The sequence below is a fragment of the Moritella sp. 36 genome (assembly GCF_018219415.1).
Taxonomy (GTDB): Bacteria; Pseudomonadota; Gammaproteobacteria; order Enterobacterales; family Moritellaceae; genus Moritella.
The window spans coordinates 2,023,201-2,038,567 of record NZ_CP056120.1 but is presented as its reverse complement, the minus strand read 5'-3'; the positions used below and the strand labels follow the sequence as shown (position 1 = coordinate 2,038,567).

At 38.1% G+C, this 15,367-nt stretch carries 18 protein-coding genes and 1 pseudogene; 5 read left to right on the top strand and 14 right to left on the bottom strand.

Annotation, left to right across the window (positions count from 1 at the left end; all coding sequences use genetic code 11):
• Window positions 1–23: 23 nt before the first annotated feature.
• The 3 genes from HWV03_RS09200 to dfrA all read right to left on the bottom strand — a co-directional run bounded on the left by HWV03_RS09200 (window position 24) and on the right by dfrA (window position 1,894).
• Window positions 24–494 (bottom strand): GNAT family N-acetyltransferase, encoded by a 471-nt coding sequence (locus HWV03_RS09200; RefSeq protein WP_211679426.1) that lies wholly within the window; start codon window positions 492–494, stop codon window positions 24–26.
• Between the two features lie 9 nt (window positions 495–503).
• Entirely contained in the window at window positions 504–1,121 is a 618-nt protein-coding gene (locus HWV03_RS09195; protein ID WP_211675090.1) for a Type 1 glutamine amidotransferase-like domain-containing protein, read from the bottom strand.
• Window positions 1,122–1,396: 275 nt separating this feature from the next.
• Complete coding sequence (gene dfrA, locus HWV03_RS09190; protein ID WP_211679425.1) at window positions 1,397–1,894, bottom strand: trimethoprim-resistant dihydrofolate reductase DfrA; 498 nt, start codon at window positions 1,892–1,894, stop codon at window positions 1,397–1,399.
• 210 nt (window positions 1,895–2,104) lie between these two features.
• Between dfrA and HWV03_RS09185 the strand changes: the two genes are divergently transcribed.
• On the top strand, window positions 2,105–2,674 hold the full coding sequence (locus HWV03_RS09185; RefSeq protein WP_211679424.1) for a porin family protein: 570 nt from the start codon (window positions 2,105–2,107) through the stop codon (window positions 2,672–2,674).
• Between the two features lie 288 nt (window positions 2,675–2,962).
• Window positions 2,963–5,026: a TonB-dependent receptor domain-containing protein gene (locus HWV03_RS09180; protein WP_211679423.1), complete on the top strand. Its 2,064-nt coding sequence runs from the start codon at window positions 2,963–2,965 to the stop codon at window positions 5,024–5,026.
• Window positions 5,027–5,218: 192 nt separating this feature from the next.
• Here HWV03_RS09180 and HWV03_RS09175 read toward each other — a convergent pair whose 3' ends face one another.
• The 7 genes from HWV03_RS09175 to HWV03_RS09145 form a co-directional block, all read right to left on the bottom strand.
• Window positions 5,219–5,692: a GNAT family N-acetyltransferase gene (locus tag HWV03_RS09175; RefSeq protein ID WP_211679422.1), complete on the bottom strand. Its 474-nt coding sequence runs from the start codon at window positions 5,690–5,692 to the stop codon at window positions 5,219–5,221.
• A gap of 83 nt (window positions 5,693–5,775) precedes the next feature.
• Complete coding sequence (locus HWV03_RS09170; RefSeq protein ID WP_211679421.1) at window positions 5,776–5,976, bottom strand: DUF6434 domain-containing protein; 201 nt, start codon at window positions 5,974–5,976, stop codon at window positions 5,776–5,778.
• Window positions 5,973–6,401 carry a bleomycin resistance protein gene (locus HWV03_RS09165; RefSeq protein ID WP_211679420.1) on the bottom strand — a complete coding sequence of 143 codons (429 nt, stop codon included), beginning with the start codon at window positions 6,399–6,401 and terminating at the stop codon, window positions 5,973–5,975. The genes HWV03_RS09170 and HWV03_RS09165 overlap by 4 nt, the downstream gene beginning before the upstream one ends.
• An 80-nt stretch (window positions 6,402–6,481) precedes the next feature.
• Complete coding sequence (locus HWV03_RS09160; protein ID WP_211679419.1) at window positions 6,482–6,943, bottom strand: GNAT family N-acetyltransferase; 462 nt, start codon at window positions 6,941–6,943, stop codon at window positions 6,482–6,484.
• Window positions 6,944–7,148: 205 nt separating this feature from the next.
• Window positions 7,149–7,568 carry a gamma-glutamylcyclotransferase family protein gene (locus HWV03_RS09155; protein WP_211679418.1) on the bottom strand — a complete coding sequence of 140 codons (420 nt, stop codon included), beginning with the start codon at window positions 7,566–7,568 and terminating at the stop codon, window positions 7,149–7,151.
• Between the two features lie 202 nt (window positions 7,569–7,770).
• Entirely contained in the window at window positions 7,771–8,226 is a 456-nt protein-coding gene (locus tag HWV03_RS09150; protein ID WP_211679417.1) for a GNAT family N-acetyltransferase, read from the bottom strand.
• Between the two features lie 372 nt (window positions 8,227–8,598).
• Window positions 8,599–9,393, bottom strand: coding sequence for an alpha/beta fold hydrolase (locus HWV03_RS09145; RefSeq protein WP_211679416.1), 795 nt, complete (start codon window positions 9,391–9,393; stop codon window positions 8,599–8,601).
• Window positions 9,394–9,518: 125 nt separating this feature from the next.
• On the opposite strand from HWV03_RS09145, the gene HWV03_RS09140 reads away from it, so the two are divergent.
• Window positions 9,519–10,673: an IS110 family transposase gene (locus HWV03_RS09140; RefSeq protein ID WP_211675068.1), complete on the top strand. Its 1,155-nt coding sequence runs from the start codon at window positions 9,519–9,521 to the stop codon at window positions 10,671–10,673.
• Window positions 10,674–11,337: 664 nt separating this feature from the next.
• Here HWV03_RS09140 and HWV03_RS09135 read toward each other — a convergent pair.
• On the bottom strand, window positions 11,338–11,766 hold the full coding sequence (locus HWV03_RS09135; RefSeq protein ID WP_211679415.1) for a hypothetical protein: 429 nt from the start codon (window positions 11,764–11,766) through the stop codon (window positions 11,338–11,340).
• Between the two features lie 158 nt (window positions 11,767–11,924).
• Here HWV03_RS09135 and HWV03_RS09130 point away from each other — a divergent pair.
• Window positions 11,925–12,257 (top strand): annotated as a pseudogene (locus HWV03_RS09130) (transposase); the annotation flags it as partial.
• Between the two features lie 263 nt (window positions 12,258–12,520).
• Here HWV03_RS09130 and HWV03_RS09125 read toward each other — a convergent pair.
• Together HWV03_RS09125 and HWV03_RS09120 are read right to left on the bottom strand one after the other, a co-directional pair.
• Window positions 12,521–13,063 carry a type II secretion system protein gene (locus HWV03_RS09125; RefSeq protein WP_255547139.1) on the bottom strand — a complete coding sequence of 181 codons (543 nt, stop codon included), beginning with the start codon at window positions 13,061–13,063 and terminating at the stop codon, window positions 12,521–12,523.
• Between the two features lie 390 nt (window positions 13,064–13,453).
• Window positions 13,454–13,963, bottom strand: a complete 510-nt coding sequence (locus HWV03_RS09120; protein ID WP_211679414.1) for a type VI secretion system amidase effector protein Tae4 — start codon at window positions 13,961–13,963, stop codon at window positions 13,454–13,456.
• A gap of 210 nt (window positions 13,964–14,173) precedes the next feature.
• Here HWV03_RS09120 and HWV03_RS09115 point away from each other — a divergent pair, with 210 nt between their 5' ends.
• Window positions 14,174–14,404: a phage integrase N-terminal SAM-like domain-containing protein gene (locus tag HWV03_RS09115; RefSeq protein ID WP_211679413.1), complete on the top strand. Its 231-nt coding sequence runs from the start codon at window positions 14,174–14,176 to the stop codon at window positions 14,402–14,404.
• 212 nt (window positions 14,405–14,616) lie between these two features.
• Here the strand turns inward: HWV03_RS09115 and HWV03_RS09110 are convergent, their stop codons facing one another.
• Window positions 14,617–15,285: a penicillin-insensitive murein endopeptidase gene (locus tag HWV03_RS09110; protein WP_211679412.1), complete on the bottom strand. Its 669-nt coding sequence runs from the start codon at window positions 15,283–15,285 to the stop codon at window positions 14,617–14,619.
• Between the last annotated feature and the right edge of the window lie 82 nt (window positions 15,286–15,367).

The window sequence follows — 15,367 nt, the reverse complement described above, 5'->3', positions numbered from 1 at the left end:
CGTATCCAACCTGGTCTTATGTGTTAAGTTCGCATCACGAAAGCCATTTGAATCTCACCATTTTGACTACTGATTACGTCAAACCCAGCATCTTGGTATACTTTTATTGCACTTAAATTCGTTTGATACACAGTTAAAATAAGCGAATTACTGTTAAAGTGTTTGAGATAACACTTTGCTAAATCAAGTAATTTAAAAGCAATCCCTAGTCCTCTGTTCTTTTTTACTACGTACATTTGGATTATTTCGATTTTTTTCGATGTTGAAGGAGTTAGTCCACATAAACCAACCAACTCGTTACCAATAAATGCACCTAACATAGCGCTTTTTGTACTTCCTTGTTCAAGACAATCCTCAAAGTACAATTTAGGAAGCTTAGATTGTTCTGTATATCCCGAACCAAAACATTCAGGATGCAATTTCAAACTTTCTAATCTCAGTTCGCGATATGCTCGGCTATCCTCAGCCTTCAGTACTCTACAATATATTTCCATATAACCTCGTTAAATACTTACCAACTCAACCTTATCACCATCTACCAATATCACTTGCGCATTACTGAAAGGGATAAGATTAATCGCATCCATGTAATTTGACATTATTTTTTGCGTACTTTCTTGAAACGGAAAGTTTGTATAATGCGGTAACGGGTAAAAATCAATGACACTTAAAGAAGAAAAAGAGACTAGGTCTGCAACAGCGTTAAAGTCATCCATCTCTTTTACATATTCAATATTTGGAGACAGGATTACTGAACCCGCAGATTCGCCAATATACGGTTTACCTCGGTTAATTTGTTCCTTTATTAATTCATCGGCACCCGTTCTTCTTAGCTCTTTAAGCAAGAAAAATGTATTTCCTCCACTGATATAAATAAAGTCATTACTTTCTAGCTTACTTGATATTTCGTTTTTTGTAGCTGTAGAAATTTCTAACACATCAATAATTAAACCTAGATCTTGCAACACCTTTTTACCTGCATCCACATAAAAAGTGACTTCTTCATGAATACTCGCTGTAGGGATGAATGTAACAGTCTTCCCCTTTAGCTCAGTTTTTTCCGATTGAACAAATAACTCGACTACATCAGTAAACGATGATGCTAAAAACAATTTTTTCATTACTTTTCCCTAAAACTAAACAAGATAATCCAGATTAAAACCGAACGCATGACTAATTGAAATGATTACTTCGCACACAACCATGAATATTATCAATAAATTCAGACACTTGCTATACTGTTACATTACTTTCTATAATTTCATTTAATAACGCTGGGAGCCACTCAGGTTTAAAGCTGTCGTGACCTGCTACGCACATCTATTCTAAAGACCACCACTTCCATTTTTGAATCGTGCTTTTTTCTTCTTCAGTCCACAGTGCTGCAAAAAAAACCTTAAACACTCGGTACAACGGCTTCTTCACTCTTTTGCCAAATTTGATAGCAATAGTTAATATTCGATTCAAATTTTTGCTCAAACGCTAAACTAAATGAACCAGGGATTTCAGGAAAAACAATATCCCCTTCAGTTTCAATATCAATTGTTGATATATGCAAAGTATCAACTTTAGAAATCAAACTTCTATAAATCTCGCCGCCACCCGAAACAATAACGTGATCGGTAATATCTTCTAACTCTTTTAAAGCCCCCTCAATTGAAGAGAAAACCATTACATTTTCATCCTCTGAAACGAAATCAGATCGTGATATCACGGCGTACTTACGATTTGGTAGCGACCCCATAGACTCAAAAGTTTTGCGTCCAACTAAAAGCCATTGATTATATGTCATGGCTTTGAATAAAAGTTGCTCACCTTTAGCTCTCCATGGAATATCAGGACCATTGCCAATGATGCCATTCAGAGACTTTGCAGCCATTAATGATAACTTCATGATTAACTCCTTTGGTTAATACCTAATTATGCTCTACTAGAATTTTTTGATAACAACATGGGCACTTTTGAATTAAAAAAGAAGGAATTACAAAAATACACCTTTACTTACAGTACCTTACTCTACTTTAACCTAGTTGTATTGTTTTAAATTTAGTGTCATTTATAATCCAGCCATCAAAATAATCAATAATAAATATAAAGGTAAATAATGAAATCTATAACTGTACTTGGTGCCTTAGCTGCAATCGTATTAACGACACATGTTCAAGCAAACCAAGACGTCTCAGGCTTCTACATTGGTGGTGGTTTAGGCTCGACATTTAGTGATTCTGATAGCAGCTCATTTTATTCTGATACCCATGGTAATACACTAAAATTTATTGGTGGTTACCAATTTAACCGTATCGTTGCAATTGAAACTCAATATACAAAATACGGGGATGTCACACCACTTAACAACAAAAATGGCTATAAATGGGCGCCTACTACTCTATCTCTAACCGCTAATCTTGGTTACACTTTCCAAAATGGCTTACGTCCTTTTACTACCATTGGTTTGTCATCACTGGATCTACACCAAACAACGAAAAAAATAGACGATAGCAGTGCTACAGCCGCACGTTTAGGACTAGGTTTAGAATATACACCAGCGACTTTATCTAATATAAACTTCCGTGCAGGCTATGAAGCTGACGCTTTCACACTTAAGACTCCAGGTAAATCTGATACTGATGTTATTTTAAGTTCGCTATACCTAGCTGCATCTTACAAATTCTAACCTTGTAAATTTATTGTGTTGGGCTATATCTAGCTAGTCCGATTAAAATGATATGATAGTCTACAACGACAGTAGACTATCACTCTCCAGCTCCTTAAGCCTCCTCTTATTCTTTTTATAACCCATTTATAGCCCCCATAAATTTCATCCCCCTTCCATGACGATGAAGCCAACTAGGCTCACATTTAAAGCTATCTTGAGAAGGTATGTAAATAAAGTAAACAATGTAAAGTAGTGTAATGTAAATAATGTAAATGATAACAATTACCATTTAGATATGGTGCTAGAATGCGCGTCTCAAATATGACATACAACGAGACAGATAATAATATGAAATTAAAAGTATTACCTTCGGCAATAGCCATTGCGCTAACATCATTTTCAGCATTTTCAGATGATGGAAGTATGGTTGTCACAGCAACAGCTTTAGATCAGCTGGTTCAAACTGAGATTAACGCAACAACATTAGAGCAAAAACAAGCTTCCGACATCAAAGATATTCTAAACACTATGCCAAGTGTTACTGTTGATGGTAATGCTAGGTACTCACGTAAAGTATTTATTCGAGGAATGGAAGACAAGTTCGCAGTTGTAACCATCGATGGCGCTCGTCAGGAAGGTCAGCTTTTCCATCACTCCGGTGACCAAACTATCGACCCATCCCTTTTGAAAGTGGCTAAAATTGAGCTAGGGGCCAACTCTGCACTTAATGGCTCAGGTGTTGTCAACGGTTCGTTCAGCTACGAAACAAAAGACCCTGATGATTTACTTCAAGGCGATGATAAATTTGGTGCTCGTATCAAAACGAGTTACCAAAGTGCATACGAACGAAAAGGTGTTGACGTTGCCGTATATACAAAGCTGAATGACAAGCTTCAGTTTATGGCTATCGCAAACTATTCAGAAGATGGCGACCTACATATTCCAAACAAAGACGATGTTAGCTCTAAACAAGGCGAGCTAAAATCAGGTTTGGCAAAAGTCGTCTTTATTCCAAATAACAGCAACGAATTCAAACTAATGATAAACCACTATAGTGATGGTGGTAAACGTCAACTTTCAGGTGAAAAAAACGGCGCTTTATATGCAGACAAAGAGCATAATTACAATTCTATCAACCGAGATACAGTAACGCTTCAACACGCCTACAATCCAGACAATGATCTCGTTAATTTAAAGAGCAATCTATACTATAACCGCCAGTACATGAAACGCGACCCGCTGACAGATAGCATTTGGAAAAAAGATGCTAATGGAAAATGGATCAAAGATGGTCAAGTATCAATCCCAAATCGCGAATATAATGTAACAACTATCGGGGGTGATATTCGTAATGTTTCTTGGGTTTCTGATCACGAGTTAACATATGGCGTTGACGGTTACACAGCAAAACAGTGGATTGACGCCGAGAATGGCGAAATACTCTCGGGCCCACAAAAAGGTGAAACTAAAAAATATGGTTTTGATGGCGGTAAGATTACAGCTTATGGTCTTTACATTCAGGATTCATTCGAAATTAACGACTTCCGTTTAACGTCGGGACTACGTTACGATATTCATCAACTTGGTGGCATGTACTCTGGTACGCTAGACCAACTTTCACCAAAGTTCAAAGGTGAATACCAAGCAACAAATGATCTACGACTACGTGTAGGCTATGGTCGTTTATTCAAAGGCGCTTCATTACCAGAAGCCTTAATGATAGGAGACCCGAGTAAGGTAACTCAAGGTGATACAAAGGCCATGACGGGTAACAACTATGAAACGGGCTTCGATTACGATTTATCTAACTTACTTGGGGCTGACAACTCAATCATTGGGTTCACGGCGTATAAGTATAACCTTGATAACCAAATGCACCCAACTAAGAACACTAGTTTAACTAACAAGAACGATGCTGAAGTATGGGGTATCGAAACTGTATTCACTTACAAATTAGAAGACCTTAGCATTTATGCTAACCACTCGTATTCAGATGGCGATCAGAAGAACCTTAAAGACAACACGACTAGCGATATGAATAAAACAGGTATTCATAATATCAAGGCTGGTTTCAATTATGGCCTGAGCGAAGAGATCGTGCTTGGTTGGGATTCACGCTTCGTTCTAGGTAACGAATATACAGATGAAGAAAATGAAAAGATTAGTCGCCCGGGATTCGGTGTGCATAACATGTGGGCAGCCTATAACCCTACGTTTGCGAAAGATCTAACTATAAATCTTGGCGTAGACAACTTATTCAACAAGCAATATGCAGAACATACAGGCTTCGGTATTTCTTGGGGCTCAGATAAATACACCAGCTACGAAGTCGGTCGTAACTTCAAAGCAAGCCTTGCTTACGCGTTCTAATAGCGAAAGGTCTTAAATACAAGTGTGATGAAAAACTAAGTTTACAGACATATGTATACTTATAAGTAAGTTAATACTTGAATTTGAGTTAATCCCCCCCTTCTGCTTATGCAGAAGGGGGATTTCATTCATTTCAATACGGTCTAATTTTTTATTTCAAAGACAACACATAGACATCTTCTGCAGGTACTACTACCAACAACTTTCACTTATTTTCTTTGACATATTATAACCACTAATAGCAAAACCAACTTCCTGATATAACTTTAAAGCCCTTTGATTGTGGTAAGCAACTCTTAGTTTTATTTGTTCAATGCCAATTGATTTCAATTGTGATTCAAGCGCCTTAATTGCTAACTTTCCATAGCCTTTATTACGGCTATTAGGGAATATGAAAAAGTCATAAATAAATGTGGATTTATCACTTACCTTAATCGAGTGCCATAAATAGCCAACAAGGTTCGATTCTGATTCAATACACAACAGCTCGTGTTCATTGGTTTCCAATCCATTAGGAAAACAACGTATTAGGTCTTGCTGAGCTAATTCGACAGCCCGGTCCATTGCGTGACCATAGTTTTGAGAAATCTCATGACTGTAATCGTCAATGAAATAATCACAATACGCGGGATATTCATCTGATGTCATTGGCCTAAGTTGGATCATGCCCGCTCCTATTAAAAAGTGATTTTCTGCAAGTCTTGCAGTGGCAATGTACTATATCACCGACTTTTCCTGATATTTCGTCTTTAACTAAGCCACTCCCCGACTGCGTCACCCATAGTTAATCCTTGCGCACCTTTCATCCACAGCATGAAATTACGATCAAACTTAAAATTTTCGCCACACTTTAACTTAAAGAACCGACGAACATTTTGAGTGTTCTTATAAGACGATGTAATCAAAGTACTGTTAGAAATAGCATCTTTATGCCAATCAAATTCATTCACGTTACATCCTTAGGCTTTTCACCCAAGTGTTGAGTAAACCGTAATAAATAACCATCTGGGTCTTGAATCAAAAATTCACGCTCTCCAGAAAGCTTACTCCCGATGTCATACCACGTTTCTTTCAATTCACGATAATAAGAAACCTGATACTGTTCAAGACGGCCTATAAGCGGGGCTAGATCAGGTAGTTCGATTTGAAGGTTAATACCTCGGCCTAAGGGAGCAACGAGTTCACCCGTTACCCAAGCCGTCTCATTAATCTGCTCAAGCATAATTTGAACCTGGCCTTGCTCTAGATACACAAAATCGGGTTTGTCTCGCCTAATTCGAATAGAGAAACCTAACACTTGTGTATAAAAAGCTAACGACTTATCAAAATCAGTAACGAGTAATTCGGGAACCATCGGATTCCAATATTCTTCCATATCAATACCCTATTATTAAACTGATTCAAAACGCTATGCGCATAACATCATGTGTATTCAATTAATCCTATTCTTATAGACTATATCCGTTGTTCAACATTGAGTTCCATAGGCACATAACGAATGCCATTTATACTCAGCTCCTCCGACATTGCTTTAAACCCGACTTTCCCATAAAAACCAAGTGCATAAATAGATGCTTTGACTCGAATCAACCTTGCGCTACTAATTTGCTTCATTTCTTCGACTAGTCGTTTCGCTACACCAAAACCATGATATTCAGTTTTAACATAAAGATGACCAATGTAGTTCTCTTCCCGCCAAGCTATATAACCGATAATTTCGTTACCAATAGTTGCTTTAACTGCCGAATAAATGTCGGGATTTTTCACCTGTTCAATATCAGCCTTAAACGCAACTCTAATCGCCTCCTGACCTTCTGCATTAAGTAGAGGCACGACATGTTCTTCATTAACTGACTCACCTAATTTAAGGATTAAATCTAGATCCCTGAGAGTCACTTTTTCAAAAGTAAATTCCATTTTTTTCCTAGTACATAACGTCCAAATACCCACAATCAATATCATATTCCACCGACCAACACAACCACTTTAGAGGTAGTCTATGTTAATCCAATTCTAGTTAGAGTCCGCGAACACCTAGCCGAAAGGCGAATATAATAAGGATAATATAAATAACAAAATAAAAAGATTTATGACAAAAACAATTCCGTTATTAAGTTTCATATTAGGAATATCGGCTGCGATATAGTTCAGCATGTTCGATGCAATACTCACCTGTAAGTTCAACTTGAACCTCTCCAGGAACGACCATTTCCGGTAGTTTTACATAAGCAAAAACACTCAGTTCCTCACCGGATACTAAACAAGTAACCCATATCGTAATTTTACGATAGCCATCAGGTTCGTTAATTCGCTCCAGTACATCCATTAACTCTAGAGCATCGTTTGTCACTTCAAAAACTTGCCCTCTAACAGGCTGACCTTTACCTGGATTTAAAATCAACCAAGGCGAAAAACGCACACCGACTAAATAAAGTGGATAACTTTCCTTAGTATCAAAGTTTTGGCGATAACGAATTCCTTTATTGTTTTTAAAATTTGGGAAACCTTCTTTCAAAGTTCCAAATACGAAGACTTTGTGCACGAAATGCTCCCTACTCCTAGCACCAAAATAGCGGGCTAAGTAGTGCTTGCTAAAATGTTGAAACCGAGCAAGCTCTATGTGTCCCAGTTAATTGTCTTTGTTCGGCAATCACAACTTGTAGTCATTTTTATAAGAAACCTTATCTGATAAAACTTAATAACGCCTTGTTGAATCTTAATTCAGAAGCTTGTTAGCAGACAACTTACAACGCCAGTTTGAACCCTTCGTGAGTTGCTATAAAACCAAGTTTTTCATAAAACCTAATAGCATCAGGACGTTGTTTATCGCTAGTAAGTTGAACAACCTTACAATTCTTAGTTTTCGCTAGCTTAATGGCATGTTCAAACATTTGCTCACCGAATCCTCGACCACGAAAAGACTCATGGATTCGAACTCCTTCGATAAGACAACGCCAACTACCAATATGAGTGAGGTAAGGGATAAAAGTTAGCTGGAGCATACCGACTAGCTGCTCATCAACCTCGACTATTAGGAGCTCATTATTAGGGTCAACATCTATCGCTTTAAATGCGTCAACATAAGAGTTTTTCAATGGTATTGATGCGTCCTCCCTTTGGCTTCCAAGCGGATCTTCGATAAGTAATGACACGAGATTTTCCAAGTCATTCATCTTTGCTGAACGATACTTTAATTCCATAGATACATCCTTTTTACCTCGGTCTACTAACCAATAGTAACGATTAAATTTTCTTTATGAACAACACCTTACCAATTTTAGACTGCAAGGTAAACAACCCTATAATCGTCATAGTCGCATGAACTAAGCACCTTAGATAACTGTATCCATATACAGCACTAAGATCTAAACTTAGACTCTATGTGCAAATATAGCAATATTAATAACAACACAGAGTGCTTATTGCTACGCAATAATGACTTACACCACCGCCCTCAAGGGCAGTGTTTTTCGTCAGAGGTGATAAAGCTTAAATAACAGGCTTAAAACTGTTGATGAAAATTAATGACTAAGGAGAAAAATAAACTTTTTTTGCCCTTGTTTAACGCTTTATTAGGCATTACTACAATTTTGTAAAAACGGTTCAACCTCAGTTAGAAACAACTCAGGAGCCTCTGCAAAAGACGCATGCCCACAAGGTAACACAACGAACTCTGCAGACGGCATAGACTTAGCAGCAACTTTTCCATCTTTATTGGCTGAGACTGCTAGATCATGTTTACCGAATAATAAAGCAGGCGCTTTAATGTTAAGTGCAAGTTCTCGTAAATCGCTCTCCGGGCGAGAAAAACTACGCCACATGGAGCGATTGAGTGTAATACATGCATTAGTAGCTTGAATTGTAGAGGCTCGTTGCAACATAGCCTTTGCCGTAGAAGTACGCCGTTTAAGGTACATACTGGCAAAACGATGTGGAGAAATTGAAAATCGACTGCCTTGGATTTTGCAAAAAGAACGGCTCATTACGTTGTGCGGAGTAAACCCACCAGGAGAAACCAACACCAGACCACGCACAAGTTCAGGCGACTCACTAGCTAAACGAGCAGCAACATTACCACCAATGGAGTTACCTATAAAAAAAGCTGAAGGTAATGCTAACTCAGCCAAAAATTCGCGCAGAACGTCGTAGAAAAAAAGAACGGTTGCTAACTCAGGACGTTCTGGTTTTGTAGATTCACCATATCCAGGCCAATCTAGTGCAAGTACTCTATAATTTTTTGAAAGCGCCGGAATAACAGCCTCAAAATCCAGGCTATCACCAGGATTTGCATGAAGTAAAACCAAAGGCTCGCCCTGCCCATACTCAGAGTAATGAACTGAACCAGAAGAGATAGTAATTGAAGGCATAAACTACTCCGTTTTTAGGCCTAGACATAATGACTCCCACAAGGTGCTAGCCTCCAACTTCGTGGGTTAGTTTTAAAAACCAGAGCCATAATATATTTGTCAAAAATATAAAACTGGAGACTAGCATGAGTAAACATAACATAGTTTTTATTGGCATGGACACACACAAATCATTTATTGAGGTCGCTTATATTGAAGATGTGCGGGGCGTCAAACCTATTCACCTAGGTAAGAATCCATCAACTAAACAATCAGTTACAAAATTGGTGCGTCGGTTCGAATCAAAATACCCACATGCAACCCTACACTTCGTTTATGAAGCCGGTCCTTGTGGTTATTGGATCTACCGTTTGATCACATCACTCGGCCATTGTTGTTATGTCATCGCGCCTTCGCTTATCCCCAAGAAACCAGGCGATAAAATAAAAACCGACAAGCGTGATGCAATGAACCTCGCTAAATTGCTTAAATCAGAAGACTTAACCGCTATTTACGTACCCGAGCCTGAAGATGAAGCGGTACGAGATTTATCTCGTGCCAGAGAAACTGCAATGAAAGATCTTAAAGATGGTAAATATCAACTTAAAGCCTTGCTGCTGCGAAATAATGTTACAGCAAAAGTGAAAGACAATTGGTCAAAACAACATTTACGCTGGTTAACCGAATTGATCTTGCCGCACCCTGCTCAACAGATTGTTTTGCAGGAATACATACAAACAATAACTGAGCGTATGAATCGATTAAAACGGCTCGATAATGAACTTGAGCATCATGTGAAAAACTGGCGCTATTACCCCGTGGTAAAAGCGATCCAAGCGATGCGAGGTGTACGCTTACTTGTAGCAACTGGTGTTGTAGCAGAGCTCGGAGATCTAACCCGTTTCGACCATCCAAGAAAGCTCATGAGTTATCTTGGACTTGTCCCCAGTGAGCACAGCAGCGGTGGCAGCCGTAAGATTGGTTCTATTACCAAATGTGGTAATAGTCGAGCAAGACGCTTACTTGTTGAAGGAGCACACACCTATCGTTTTGCCGCAAACATCTCCACAGAACTGCAACTTCGACAGGAAGACCTAGGTAAAACCATTGTAGATATCGCATGGAAAGCACAGCTTAGGCTGTGCCGCAGATATCAAACCATGTTACGTCGAGGCAAACACTATAACGTGATTGTCACGGCAATAGCGCGAGAAATGATTGCCTATATCTGGGCGATATCGCGTGAAATAGTGCTGACACCCGTAGAGCCAAAATTACGGCTATCGAGAGTGCCTGCATGATAAAAGTTGTTGAGTTAGCGTATAGAATCAAGCATCGGGTGTGGCACAATCACCGACGGCGTTAGGATGGTAGCTAATGAAAGTTAGCTGATCCACGAACATAGACTGAAGACAGGTGTCACGACGAAATAAGTAAGGTAGGCGCTGCTTGCGAAAGCAAGTAATCCACGAATATCAGCATGATAACCGACGAATATACTTGCTTCATTCTTACGTTAACTCACTTTATTTAATGAAAGTGAATTTATGGCTATATTTTTTAGCAAGGATCTCTGCGTTTTACTTGACGTGGGGAGTCATACCAACGCCCATTTAAGGGGCAAAATAGGGTTGGCTAAAATTGGTGAACGGAGTGAACAAAAAGCCAACTGTATTTTGTCCCTCTTTAAATTATTGTTAGCAGGTTTACTACCAAGGTTGAACCGATATTGACGGCTCACGCTCTAATAAATTATTCCATATCAACTGAGTGATTGAACCACCCGCAATATAGAAATTCGGTAAACCAATACTTTCACATACCTTAGCTGTCTCTATTAATTCGGGAACTGATTCTATTAAAATTTTTAAACTATGATCCATATGACCCACTAACTGCTAACCTCGCGCTAAGCGGAAAACATTTTCACCACCGTTTTACATACTCACAGTGGCGATTAGCTGCTTAATAGTTATGTACTTCGGCCTTGAATCCGCTGGTTTTGAACCACTTTATTTTGCTTGTTGATAAAGGGAGTTCTATCGGATATGGTTCTGGAATGTATGGTTCTACGGGATGTGGTACTTCTATCGGATATGGTTCTAAAGTGTCAGATTCTATGGGATATGGTACTTCTATCGGATATGGTTCTGGAATGTATTGTTCCACGGGATGTGGTACTTCTATAGGATACGGTTCTAAAGTGTCAGATTCTATGGGATATGGTACTTCTACCGGATATGGTTCTGGAATGTATGGTTCTGTAGGATTTGCCAGTCTAATAAAACCTATATGTCTTTTAGAACGTACAGACGAGCTATCTTGCTGATTAACTAATTCATTTAATTTTTCTAACATTTCTTTTTTAGTAAATGACAAGTGATTTGAATTCATGATTATTATCTCCAAAAATACCATATGCTTAAAATTGTTAAAAGAGTAGTTGATGTAATTAAAACTACATCAAGACTATGTTTATATTGCATCAACCACACTACTACACCTTTACCTTTTTGTAACAAATAGTTAACAATAAAATTGAAAAAGCTATCGACAAAGACATCATCGGTACGAGCCATAATACCGTGACATTCAAATACAAAGACGGGAAAACACAAGCAACGAAAACCAGAACTTTACCAACGTTGAAATTTCTCTGGCTCATCTTGCAACATGTGCTTCCCAAAGGATTACAGCGAGTGCGGGATTATGGTTTTTTACATGGTAATGCCAAACGGCTGAGAGTGCGAATTCAAGCTATATTGCTGCATTTGTTCAATTGGAAAATACCTAAACTCGTCGCAACGTTCACTGCGAAAGCCATTAGAATTTGCCCTTGCTGTCAGCATGAAATGAAGTGCGTTGGTATTACACGAACGACCTAGCCGAAAGGTGAACATAATAGGAATAATGGCATTAACATTACAGTTGGAGATATTAAACTTATGGTAAACACTGGCTAGTTAATTGATAAGTAACAAGTCTGTTATTTATCTCAATTTCGCTCGTCTTGGGTTTAACCCCAAGACGAAGTCCCCACCAAGATCAAACACGTAATTTACTATATAAAGAAGGGCTTGGGCTTGCTCAACACTCGAATAAGATGTCGGCTGAACGACACCTATTCTTATATGTTAGCAAGTTGTAATTAACAGCCTGAACTAATGGTTGTTAATAAAGGCTCACCGGAAGCTTTCCAATGATATATAAAATAGCAATTGGTTGTTTTAACTTCACTTTCAGTCGGTTCAGCTTTATCGAGTACATTTCTCGGTGTGGCAACAACAGCATAACTACCACTTGATACATGAATACGATAAGCCCAGTCATCAACATTTAGCCCCGCCCCCTCGAATATTTCAGGAGGTGATGAGTAGTCTGCCGAAAAGCCTGTTGCAGTTGCTGTCGCCGCCCAAGGTTGATAATTACTACCTTTAACTCCTGAAAATTCTACTTGAGTTTTAAACTCATTTCCAGAAGTAAGCGTCTTACTCTTAAATAAAGAAACTGATGATTTAATTGCACCAATAGCACCTGATATTTTAGCTATATTGGCATCTGACTTTATATTTATATATTTAGGTAGAGCAGTAATAGACAGAATACCCAAAATGACAATTACAACTACCAACTCTATTAATGTAAAGCCAGAGCTTTTGGACAATAATAATTTGTTCTTAACTTTAAACACACGACTTCCTAAAATTAACGAGTAGAACAGAAATAACCTGACTAGCTAACGCCAACATAATATGTAGAGTAAGCTTGGCAGTTTTATTGCGCCTTTTGCAATAAGATTTGTCAAACTTAAGAAATCATAATTTATGTTCTTGTTAGCTCTGACTCAAGATTTACGTTTTAATGCTTTTGCAGCACAATAAAACAATATGGTTATAATTATCGCCGAGACAACATATGCAGGAAACGTTGTTTTCAACATCAATAAACTACTATCAATCCTCTGCTCTTCATGTAGAAAAGGGGTCGCTTGTGAATTAAATGAATAGTTATAGATAGTGAAATTAACGATAAAATTGACGACAGCTAAAGTTATATAAATTAAGAGTGATTTCATTCGCATCTATTTAACCTCCCAAAACCAAACTTCTCGGGATTCATTTAGATCACTTACGCGCCCAAGAAACTCAAGAATACCTCTTGTAAACATTGATGAACTAGTTATTTCATCTTTGTTCCACAGATCAATATGATCTCCACTTCGATTCGGGAAAGATTCATTTCCACGTTGCCAGTAGTCTTTAAAGAAAATAATGCCTGTTTTACTATCAAGATCATCTTGAAATGAAGCTGGGCTAATCTTTTCAACTTTACCTAACCAGTTAAAGCTAGATTTATTAAGCCAAACAGCCATCTCTTCAGCAAGAAGAATATGTTTCATACCCTCATGTCCCCAGCATTTTTTGACTTTGGCTCCGACGGTTGATACACCAGACTTAATTAAGGCATCGCTCAAGTTAATTGCGCAATAGTTTCCAAATGGACTAGATCTGGTCGGCTGCTTATTCTGACACCTTGCTCTTATCAGGCTTTTCTCAGGAAAGTTCTTCCATAATTCATTAAATTGAGACATCGTATATCCTTATACTTTAGATTTATGGTTGCTAACGCCGTTTTAAGCGGCGAGAAATAGTTGGCTAAAATAGTGAGGAACGGTAGCCAACTGTTAGCAGTCCTACTTAAAAACCCTTGTTGAACGAAGCCACTATGCGGCAGAGTAAGCAAGCCAGCATTCATACTAATAGCACCGCCATTATGGTGATATCTTATTGGAGTATTCAGTATGAATTATTCACAACAACGATTTAATTTTCTTTATGAACAACACCTTATCAATTTAAGGTTGCAAGGTAAATGCTCAGCGACCATTGATGCTTATTCTCGTGCAGTTCGACGGATTAGTGCGTATTTCGATAAATCTCCCGATGATTTAACTACCGCTAATCTAAAAGACTATTTCAATAGCCTGCTCCAAAGGCTAAACATAACAAGGATAATGGTATCAGCAGATTAAATTGGAGACATGGAATTATGATTAACATTGAATAACTAATTGATAAATAATAGGTCTATTATTTATCTCAATTTCGCTCGTCTTGGATTTAACCCAAAGACGAAGTACCCACCAAGATAAACACGTAATTTACTATATAAAGAAGGGCTTCGGCTTGCTCAACACTCGAATAAGGTGTCGCCTGTGCGATACCTATGCTTATTTGTTAGCATTCATTTGCACGGAACTAGAAAGTCTACATGGTAATGCTCGTCATGCCTTACCCACGAACGCTTTTTTGAAAACTGAATATTAGCTTTTAAATAGCTACCATATTTGGTTTTCAACAACTTAGGCTGCAACTTTGGATCAAATATAACACGCCAAAGTTCGAAACCTAACTTTTTAGCCTCTTTATGTAGCGTAACAATATGTGCAGCTAATGCAACATAGTCAATTGAATAATCATCATATTTATCCGTTTTATCAAACTCGATGTTATAACCAAATTTATTCAAAGGGTGCGTTGGTAAATGTACAGATATTCCTTGTTTGTTAACAACAGGTGTCATAAAGTCAACAGAAAGACCATTTCTATGTGTTTTGTGAGGTTTAAATTGCCCACCTTCCTCAAATCCTGTTTCAGCATATTTATATAGTTTATTAGGCTCAAGTATCTCTAATCGTTTATATGCGCCAATGACTATATTTCTAACTGCAGAATGCACATAAGTTCTTCCTGCAATTCTTGCAACAGTACTATAGCCCTCGAAATTTTCTCCTGAACTCGGCAATTTAACTCCGTTTTTCAGAGAACCACTTGATGTTGTTCCATAACAAATACTCTCAGCAGAATGAGAAGAAAAAGAAATCAAAACTAGCAGGATACAGATAAATTTCATATGAATGCTTAACGCCAATTTAATTAGTGAAGCACGTTAGCTAAGCTTTTTGCGGGTCTTCGTAAAAAGTGTGACAACTTGC

Bases quoted from the DNA above. Each gene is read 5' to 3' on its own strand.
- HWV03_RS09120 (WP_211679414.1), bottom strand. From the start codon at position 13,963: ATGTCTCAATTTAATGAATTATGGAAGAACTTTCCTGAGAAAAGCCTG.
- HWV03_RS09140 (WP_211675068.1), top strand. From the start codon at position 9,519: ATGAGTAAACATAACATAGTTTTTATTGGCATGGACACACACAAATCA.
- HWV03_RS09200 (WP_211679426.1), bottom strand. From the start codon at position 494: ATGGAAATATATTGTAGAGTACTGAAGGCTGAGGATAGCCGAGCATAT.
- HWV03_RS09110 (WP_211679412.1), bottom strand. From the start codon at position 15,285: ATGAAATTTATCTGTATCCTGCTAGTTTTGATTTCTTTTTCTTCTCAT.
- HWV03_RS09175 (WP_211679422.1), bottom strand. From the start codon at position 5,692: ATGATCCAACTTAGGCCAATGACATCAGATGAATATCCCGCGTATTGT.
- HWV03_RS09185 (WP_211679424.1), top strand. From the start codon at position 2,105: ATGAAATCTATAACTGTACTTGGTGCCTTAGCTGCAATCGTATTAACG.
- HWV03_RS09195 (WP_211675090.1), bottom strand. From the start codon at position 1,121: ATGAAAAAATTGTTTTTAGCATCATCGTTTACTGATGTAGTCGAGTTA.
- HWV03_RS09135 (WP_211679415.1), bottom strand. From the start codon at position 11,766: ATGAATTCAAATCACTTGTCATTTACTAAAAAAGAAATGTTAGAAAAA.
- HWV03_RS09160 (WP_211679419.1), bottom strand. From the start codon at position 6,943: ATGGAATTTACTTTTGAAAAAGTGACTCTCAGGGATCTAGATTTAATC.
- HWV03_RS09150 (WP_211679417.1), bottom strand. From the start codon at position 8,226: ATGGAATTAAAGTATCGTTCAGCAAAGATGAATGACTTGGAAAATCTC.
- HWV03_RS09145 (WP_211679416.1), bottom strand. From the start codon at position 9,393: ATGCCTTCAATTACTATCTCTTCTGGTTCAGTTCATTACTCTGAGTAT.
- HWV03_RS09180 (WP_211679423.1), top strand. From the start codon at position 2,963: ATGCGCGTCTCAAATATGACATACAACGAGACAGATAATAATATGAAA.
- HWV03_RS09115 (WP_211679413.1), top strand. From the start codon at position 14,174: ATGAATTATTCACAACAACGATTTAATTTTCTTTATGAACAACACCTT.
- HWV03_RS09165 (WP_211679420.1), bottom strand. From the start codon at position 6,401: ATGGAAGAATATTGGAATCCGATGGTTCCCGAATTACTCGTTACTGAT.
- dfrA (WP_211679425.1), bottom strand. From the start codon at position 1,894: ATGAAGTTATCATTAATGGCTGCAAAGTCTCTGAATGGCATCATTGGC.